Here is a 7,781-nt window from a genome sequence, read left to right on the forward strand (position 1 = left end):
TTCGCTCAATCCGGCACGGCCTGCCCCACCGTGGCAGAGTTGGCCGGCGCTTCCATCTCCGGCTCGGGCAGTTCGATGCCCTTCCACTCCTCCATCACGTCGTTGGCCATGGCCTGCAGCAGCCGCAGCTCGCGCTTGTCAAGCTCGCGCGGTGCCGTGTCTGCAAGGCACAGAACGCCCAGCACCATGCCCGCCTTGTCACGGATGGGCGCGGCCGCGTAGAAGCGCACGCCCACGCTGTTGAACGCCGCATTGCCCGCAAAACGGTGGTCGTGCTTGAGGTCGGCGACCTGCAGCGTCTCGTCCTCGGCCACGACGAATGAGGCCAGCGCATCGTCCCGGCCATGTGCGTGCTGGAAGCGGCGCGGCACCTCATCGGGCAGCGCATCGTCGTCGGTGAGGCCACCATGCATCGCCACGATGTGCTCCTGTGTGCGGTCGATGAGGCCCACGGCGGCGAGCGGAATGTCGAAGATGTCGGCCGCCCGCTTGGCGACCTGTTGGCTGATCTGCCTGAAAGGCTCGCTTTCGAGCGCGCCGCTGGATTCGAGCGCCTTGAGGCGTTTTTCCTCGTTCTTGGGCCGCGGCGCAGGCTCGAACACCGGCGCTGCGGAGTCACCGAGCAATGCCCGCACCTCGCCCACGGCGGCATCGAGCGTGGTGGTGATTTCGTCGGCACCCAATTTCTCGCCCTGATCGCGCATCTGGTCCCGCGAGAGTTCCTGATGCGGAAGATTCCAGAGCAGCAGCACGATGCGCGCATGCGGCCAGGCGCGGCGGATGCGTCGGCAGAGATTGCGCGCCGCCGCATGCGGCTCGGTCGACATCCAGCTCACACAGACCACATCCCCGCGCTGCACCTGCGGCCGTTCCACGGCGGAGTGGTTGGACAGCACGTCGCTGCTCGCGCAGCGCACGCCGTAACCGTCGATCTCGAGGCAATGCGCCACCATGCGCGCGGCGAGCTGGTCGATCTCCCACTTGCCGCCCATGCTCAGCACGCGCGGCTCTCCGGGCTGGCGGGTCGACGGGTACTGCTCCTCCAATTCATCGAGCACCTCGTCCATGCCCTCCACCACGCGCAGCCGGTGCTCGGCAGTCGCGGCCTGCGAATGGTCGCCCACCGCCATGCGCAGCACAGCCACGCCCGCGCCGCCGTAGAACGCCTGCACCGAATCGTCCTTGTCCTGCACGATCTGCAGGCTGATGTCGCTGGCCTCGTCGGAATCGTCGGCCAGCAGGCGCTGATAGATGCGTGTGGGCTCGTCGAGCACGGGCTGGCTGCCCAGCAGAATGTCGAGAAACGCGAGCTGCGGCAGGTATTTGCCGATCACCAGCAGGCACACCGTGAGCGGCGTGGACATGATCAGCCCGATGGGCCCCCACATCGCCGTCCAGAAAGTCGCCGCGACAATCAGCGACATCGCCGAGAGCCCCGTGCTCGAGCCGTAGAGCCACGGTTCGACGACGTTGTTGCTGATGAGCTCGAGCACCACGATCAGCGCCAGCGTCCACAGCACCAGCTGCCAGCCGGGATCGACCGCAAAGGCCAGCGCCAGCGGGAACAGGGCCGAAATCATCGGCCCCACGTAGGGAACGAAGCGCATCACCGACGCCAGCGCGCCCCAGAGCAGCGCACCCGGCACGCCGATCAGCCACAACCCTGCCGCCATCGGAATGCCGTAGCTCACGTTCACCAGCAACTGCATGCTCAGGTAGCGCGAGATGCGCTCGCCCGCTTCGTCCATCGCATCAGTGGCACGGTGCAGGTTCTGGCCCCACAGGCGCAGCATGCGGTCTCGCAGGTCCTCTCGGTCGAGCAGGATGAAGATCGCGAACACCAGCACCAGCGCGGCGTCCGAGAGCGGCCCCATCGCGCCTTCCAGCGCCAGCTTGGCCTGATCGATGGAAGACTTCTCGGTCGGCACCACCTGCACCTTCTGCACCGTTGGTCCACGCTTGGGCTGCGCGGACTCGGCGCTCGCCGCCTCCACCTCGCGCTGCACCACGTCAAAGGTCTTCTTGGCGCCGTCGAACATGCCCGGCGCGCGGATCTGGGTGCGCAGGTCGCGCAGCTTGGCGCGGATGTTGGACTGATAGGACGGCAGTTGCTCGCTCAGGCCGCGCACCTCGTTGCCGACGAACAGCCCAGCCACGCCGAGCACCAGGAGCGCCGCGGCCACCACGCTGACCACCGCCAGAATCTTGGGAACGCCCCAGCGCTTGAGCATCGACACCAGCGGATTCAGCACAAAGCTGAAGAGCACCGCCAGCGCCAGCGGCACCAGCACCGAGCGCCCGAAATACAGCGCCGCAATCACCAGCGCCGCAATGCCAAGGCTCAGAAAGACGCGGATGCCGGCAACCGGCAGATCTCCTGAGCCAGCCCGGATGGCAGAGTGCAGTTTGGGTGCGCGGTCGATGGCGTGACGGCTCGCATCGCCCTCGCGACGCCCTCGAGCGCGGGCGGCCTGTGAAGCGTCCGCCGGATTGTTCTGTTCACCACCCATGGTCGAGTCGGCTTTTTAGAGTTGGAATCGGTTTCGAAGGCTACCAAGTTTTGCGATTCAGCCTTGTAGGATGGATGCGGCAGCTTGCAGCGTCGCGCCCACGTCGGCATCGAGCTTGAGCGCGAATGCCGCATCACCGCGCGTCGTGCCGCGGTTGACCGCTGCCACCGGAATGCCCGCCTCCCCGGCCGCCAGCACGAAGCGATAGCCCGAATAGACCATCAGCGACGAGCCCAGCACCAGCACGCCACGCGACTGCCTCACCGCCTGCAGGCTGCGCTCCACCCGCTCGCGCGGTACGGATTCGCCGTAGAACACCACATCGGGCTTGAGCAGACGACCGCCGCAATGCGGGCATGGCGGTATCACGAAGCTCGAAAAATCCACCGCTTCCAGATCGGCATCTCCATCGGGCGCCGAGAGCGCCGTGCGCTGCGCCCAGCCGGGGTTGGCATCCACCAGCGCGTCCTGCCACTGCGCGCGCGAAAATCGCCGCTCGCATTCCATGCAGCGCACCGTGTCGAGCCGCCCATGCAGATCCACCACCGCGCGGCTCCCGGCGGCCTCGTGCAGGCCGTCGACGTTCTGGGTAATCAGCAGATCGATCCAGCCCGCCTCCTCCAGCTGCGCGAGCACGAGGTGCGCCGCACCAGGCCGAGCCTGCCCGAACGTACGCCAGCCCACCAGACTGCGCGCCCAGTAGCGCTGCCGCGTGTGCTCCGCTCCCATGAAGGCCTGATAGGTGACGGGCTGCGGCCGCTTCCATTGCCCCTTGAGATCGCGGTAGTCGGGAATGCCGCTCGCGGTGCTCACACCCGCGCCGGTCAGCACGACCAGCCCAGGGTGCCGCTGCATGAACGCCGCAAGCTGCGCGCCTGCCTCCAGCGCGTCCAGCGCGGCTTCTGTCGACTCAGGCGAGCTCATCGGTCGGTCGGAATCGTCCGCATTCAGCCCAGCTCGGGCGAGATCGACTCGGCGTAGTCGTACACCGCTTCGAGCAGTTCCGCATCGCGTTCGCTCTCGGTGTTGCCACCCAATTCGTCAAGCTGCGCGAACAGCGCGTCGAAGGTGCGCGTGCCACTCACGCCATCCACCAGCATGTCGTGGCGCAGCGCCTCCCAGCGCTCCTGGTCTTCGGGCGACAGCGTTTCGGGGAAATTGCGTGCCCGGTAGCGCCAGAAAATCTCGGCCAGGCGCGGATCGTCAAAGCCGGTGCGCGCCGTCGCGAGCTCGGCGGGAGACAGCGTGCGCAGATGGTTCAAACGCCGCCGGTCCTCGTTGCCGACGAAGCCGCCATACAAATCCTGGTCCACATCCGAGGGCTCCTGCGCAGGTCGCTTGAAGACCTCCTTCCAGATCGCGCTCATGTCCGGCAGCTCGCGCGCCATCAGCGCGTTCTGCGCGGCGGCCTCCAGATCGATCCCCCAGCGTTCGGCCATCTGCGGCGTGAGCGTGTTCACGTTGCCCACCACCATCGGCGACTTGTTCAGATGCACCGTCTTGATCGGCAGGCGCGTGACTCCTTCGGGCAGGTCGGCGGATTTGCTGAACATGCGCAGGCGGATGGTCTCCACATCGAGATCGGCCAGCTCGCGCGGATCGTGCGACAGATCCCAGGCCAGCACCTCGTTCTTGTTTGTCGGATGGCTTGCGATCGGGAACATCACCGCCAGACAGCCACGGTCCGCCGGGAACATGCCCGAGACATGCAGAAATGGCCGCGCCTGATCGATGGACGCCGGCAGCCGCAGCTCGGAAATCACGCGGTCCTTCTTGTGCAGGCTCAGCGCGAAATCGAACAGCTTGGGCTGGTGCTGGCGAATCAGCCGCGCGAGCGCGATCGTCGCGCGCACGTCCGAGAGCGCATCGTGCGCCGCCTCGTGCACGAGGCCGTTCGCCTTGGTGAGCAACTCGAGCTTGAAGCTCACCTGCCCCTCGTCGTTGGTCGGCCACTCGATGCCCTGAGGCCGCAGGGCGCGCGTCATTCGCACGACATCAAGCAGATCCCAGCGCCCGCACTGGTTCTGCCATTCGCGCGCGTAGGGGTCGATGAGATTGCGCCAAAACATGAAGCGCGTGATCTCGTCGTCAAAACGAATGGTGTTGTAGCCCACGCCGATGGTGCCGGGCAGCGCCATCTCGGCCTCGATGCGCGCGGCGAACGCGGCCTCCGGCAGGCCTTTTTCCAGACAGAGCTGCGGCGTGATTCCGGTGATCAGGCAGGACACCGGATCGGGCAGATAGTCCGGCGACGGTCTGCAGTAGATCATCATCGGCTCGCCGATCTCGTTGAGCTCGGCATCGGTGCGAATGGCTGCGAACTGTGCCGGACGGTCGCGGCGCGTGTCGGCCCCAAAGGTTTCGTAGTCGTGCCAGAGGAAGGTGTGCATGTAAAAAATTGCAGTCAAAGCCGGGTCAAGCCCAAGTATGCCCGCGCAGCCAGCACAATAGGCGAATGCATGTCATTTACCCAGAAACTCGCCAGACGAAAACTTTCAATATGAAACGACTGGCCAAGCCTGCAGTCGGCGCGATGGCGCTGGCCATCCTGCTGGGCGCCTGCTCATCGGCGCCCAAGAACACCCCCAAGCCCGCAACGCCTCCGCTCGAGGCCCCAGTCAGCAAGGCCCTCGAGACGCCGACGCCGGCCTCCCCCACAGCGCCTGTCGAAGCGACACCGGCTCCAGAACCTGTTCCAACGCCAGCACTAGCGCCGGCAGAGCCCGCACCAACGCCCGCTCCTCCCCCCGTCGAGCCGGCTCCACCGCTCCCAGCCCCCACCGGACCCGCCAAGAACCAGAGTTTCGGGGAGTGGCTCAAGACTTTCGAGCTGCGCGCCGCCGACGCCGGCATCACCGACAGGACCATCCGCTCCGCGTTGAGCAACGCCAAGTTCATCCCACGCATCGTCGAGCTCGACCGCGCCCAGCCCGAATTCACGCGCCCGCCATGGGCGTACCTCGACGGCGCGGTCTCGCAATTGCGCATCGACCAAGGCAGAACGCAGATCCGCAAGTTCCAGCGCACTTTTGACGCAGCCGAGCAGCGCTACGGCGTGCCTTCCTCCGTCATCGCCGCCATCTGGGGCATGGAGAGCAACTTTGGCAAGAACTTCGGCAGCTTTCGCGCCGTCGACGCGCTCGCCACCCTCGCCTACGACGGCCGCCGCTACGACTGGGCCAGCCGCGAACTGCTGATCGCCCTGAAGATCATCGATCGGGGCGACATCCCCGCCACCCAGATGCTCGGCTCCTGGGCCGGCGCCATGGGCCACACCCAATTCCTGCCATCGGCGTATCAACGCTTCGCCGTCGATGCAGACGGCGACGGCAAGCGCGACATCTGGGGCAGCATCCCCGACGTGATCAACTCCACCGCCAACTTCCTCGCCCAATCCGGCTGGAAAACCGGTGAGCTCTGGGGCGCCGAAGTCCGCCTGCCCGCCAACTTCGACTTCGCCCGCGCTGAAGTCAAATTCAGCCAGCCCGCATCCACCTGGGCCGCCGAAGGCGTGCGCAGCCTCGACGGCGGCCCGCTGCCCAGCCTCGACGACGCCTCCATCATCACCCCCGCAGGCGTACGCGGCCCCGCCATCCTCGTCGGCAACAACTTCCGCACCCTGCTGAAGTACAACAACTCCAACAACTACGCCCTCGCCGTAGCCCTCATCGCCCAGCAGATCGAAGGCGGCTCAGGCCTGGTCTCCACCTGGCCGAGAGACCTCGAATCCCTCTCCCGCTCCGAAATCAAATCCATGCAGGAAGCCCTCAACGCCAAAGGCTTCGCAACCGGCACCCCCGACGGCGTAGCCGGCCCCGCCACCCGCATCGGACTGCGCGAGTTCCAGAAGAGTGTGGGCATGCCAGCGGATGGGTATCCGACCAAGGATGTGCTGGCGAAATTGCTGGAGAAGGCGTCTTGATATCCAGTGACTGAATTTCGCCCAAGCAGCCGATGAATAGTGGCCACGGCTTGGACGATTTCAGCAGGGAGATTTTGAGGTTCGCTGCGCTCATCAGGTCACTCCTGCAAAACCGAGGCACAGGGTGTCCCATCTCATGTGATCATATTCCCCGTAGAAGCCGGTCACTCTTCCAGGCATCGGGAGGTGATGCACAGCGTTGTAGAGACCTCTAAACGGGAGCGATCCGCATGAGCAAAGTTCACGCCCAGGCGCGCACCACACCGCGGACAAGAGCCGAGATCAGGGCCTCATCGGCGACTCTTGATAAGCTGGCTGAGCGATACAACATCAGTCGCGCCACAGTCCTGAAGTGGAAACATCATGACCGTCCTGATGATCGCTCGCACCGCCCTCACAAGCTTCACACGATGCTCTCGCCGGTTCAGGAAGACATCGTCGTTGAACTGCGCGGCCTGCTGCTCTTGCCGCTTGATGACCCGCTCGTGATCGTGCGGGAGTTCATGAACCCCGATGTATCCCACGCAGGTCTTGACCGGTGCTTGCGTCGTCACGGCGTCTCCAACCTGCGCGAGCTTCAGGCCAAGGAACAGGCCGATTCAGGTGCCGCCCAGGAGCCCGGACTCAAGACCTTCAAAGACTATGAGCCGGGCTTCGTGCATGTGGACATCAAGTACCTTCCACAGATGCCCGACGAGCGTGAGAGACGCTACCTGTTCGTCGCCGTAAACCGCGCTACGCGCTGGGTGTTCATGCACATCTACGCCGATCAAAGCGAGGACAGCAGCGTGGACTTCCTCAATCGCCTTGAGCGAGCGGTGCCCATGAACATCATCAAGCTACTCACGGACAACGGCTGTCAGTTCACGGACCGATTCACCAGTAAAAACGCGAGCCCAGTGGTCGCCACAAGTTCGATGTGCGCTGCAAGGTACTGGGAATCGAGCATCGCCTGTGTCCGCCGCGCCACCCCCAGAACAATGGGATGGTCGAACGATTCAATGGCCGGATCAGCGAAGTGCTTCATCAAACTCGCTTTGCTTCAGCCGCCCAGCTGGAGGCCACGCTGATGCACTACGTGAAGACCTACAACCATCAAATTCCGCAACGCGCGTTCAACCATGCCTCACCCGTTCAAGCATTGAAGGGCTGGTATGCGAGGAAGCCTGAATTGTTCAAGAAGCGGGTTTATAACCAACCGGGTCTTGACATCTATGTACTGAGAGCGGCTAACACAACCGATCAACAAACCTCGCGCAGATAATCGCTGCAGCTAGTTTCAGTAGCGCTTCATGAGTCTGAAGGCGTCGCTCGAACCGGATGCGCAGCTTGCCAAAGCCTGCAAACCA

The 7,781-nt window shown here is 64.6% G+C and carries 4 protein-coding genes and 2 pseudogenes; 2 read left to right on the top strand and 4 right to left on the bottom strand.

What is annotated here, in order from left to right; translation table 11 throughout:
- Positions 1 to 5: 5 nt before the first annotated feature.
- Genes ISG32_RS22195 through sbcB form a run of 3 tightly spaced genes read right to left on the bottom strand, consistent with a single transcriptional unit; the run spans position 6 to position 4,900 of the window.
- On the bottom strand, positions 6 to 2,510 hold the full coding sequence (locus tag ISG32_RS22195) for an AI-2E family transporter (RefSeq protein WP_194773197.1): 2,505 nt from the start codon (positions 2,508 to 2,510) through the stop codon (positions 6 to 8).
- Between the two features lie 57 nt (positions 2,511 to 2,567).
- A complete protein-coding gene (locus ISG32_RS22200; RefSeq protein ID WP_194773198.1) occupies positions 2,568 to 3,434 on the bottom strand; it encodes an NAD-dependent protein deacetylase in 867 nt (288 codons plus the stop codon).
- Positions 3,435 to 3,457: 23 nt separating this feature from the next.
- Positions 3,458 to 4,900, bottom strand: coding sequence for an exodeoxyribonuclease I (sbcB, locus tag ISG32_RS22205; protein WP_194773199.1), 1,443 nt, complete (start codon positions 4,898 to 4,900; stop codon positions 3,458 to 3,460).
- Between the two features lie 110 nt (positions 4,901 to 5,010).
- Here sbcB and ISG32_RS22210 point away from each other — a divergent pair, with 110 nt between their 5' ends.
- Together ISG32_RS22210 and ISG32_RS22215 are read left to right on the top strand one after the other, a co-directional pair.
- A complete protein-coding gene (locus ISG32_RS22210) occupies positions 5,011 to 6,432 on the top strand; it encodes a lytic murein transglycosylase (protein ID WP_228530005.1) in 1,422 nt (473 codons plus the stop codon).
- Positions 6,433 to 6,662: 230 nt separating this feature from the next.
- Positions 6,663 to 7,696: pseudogene (locus tag ISG32_RS22215) on the top strand (integrase core domain-containing protein).
- Here the strand turns inward: ISG32_RS22215 and ISG32_RS22220 are convergent.
- Positions 7,662 to 7,781 (bottom strand): annotated as a pseudogene (locus tag ISG32_RS22220) (IS5/IS1182 family transposase); the annotation flags it as partial. The pseudogenes ISG32_RS22215 and ISG32_RS22220 sit on opposite strands and share 35 nt — an antisense overlap.

The organism is Diaphorobacter caeni (genome assembly GCF_015354245.1).
In the GTDB taxonomy this organism is placed as follows: Bacteria; Pseudomonadota; Gammaproteobacteria; order Burkholderiales; family Burkholderiaceae_C; genus Diaphorobacter_A; species Diaphorobacter_A caeni.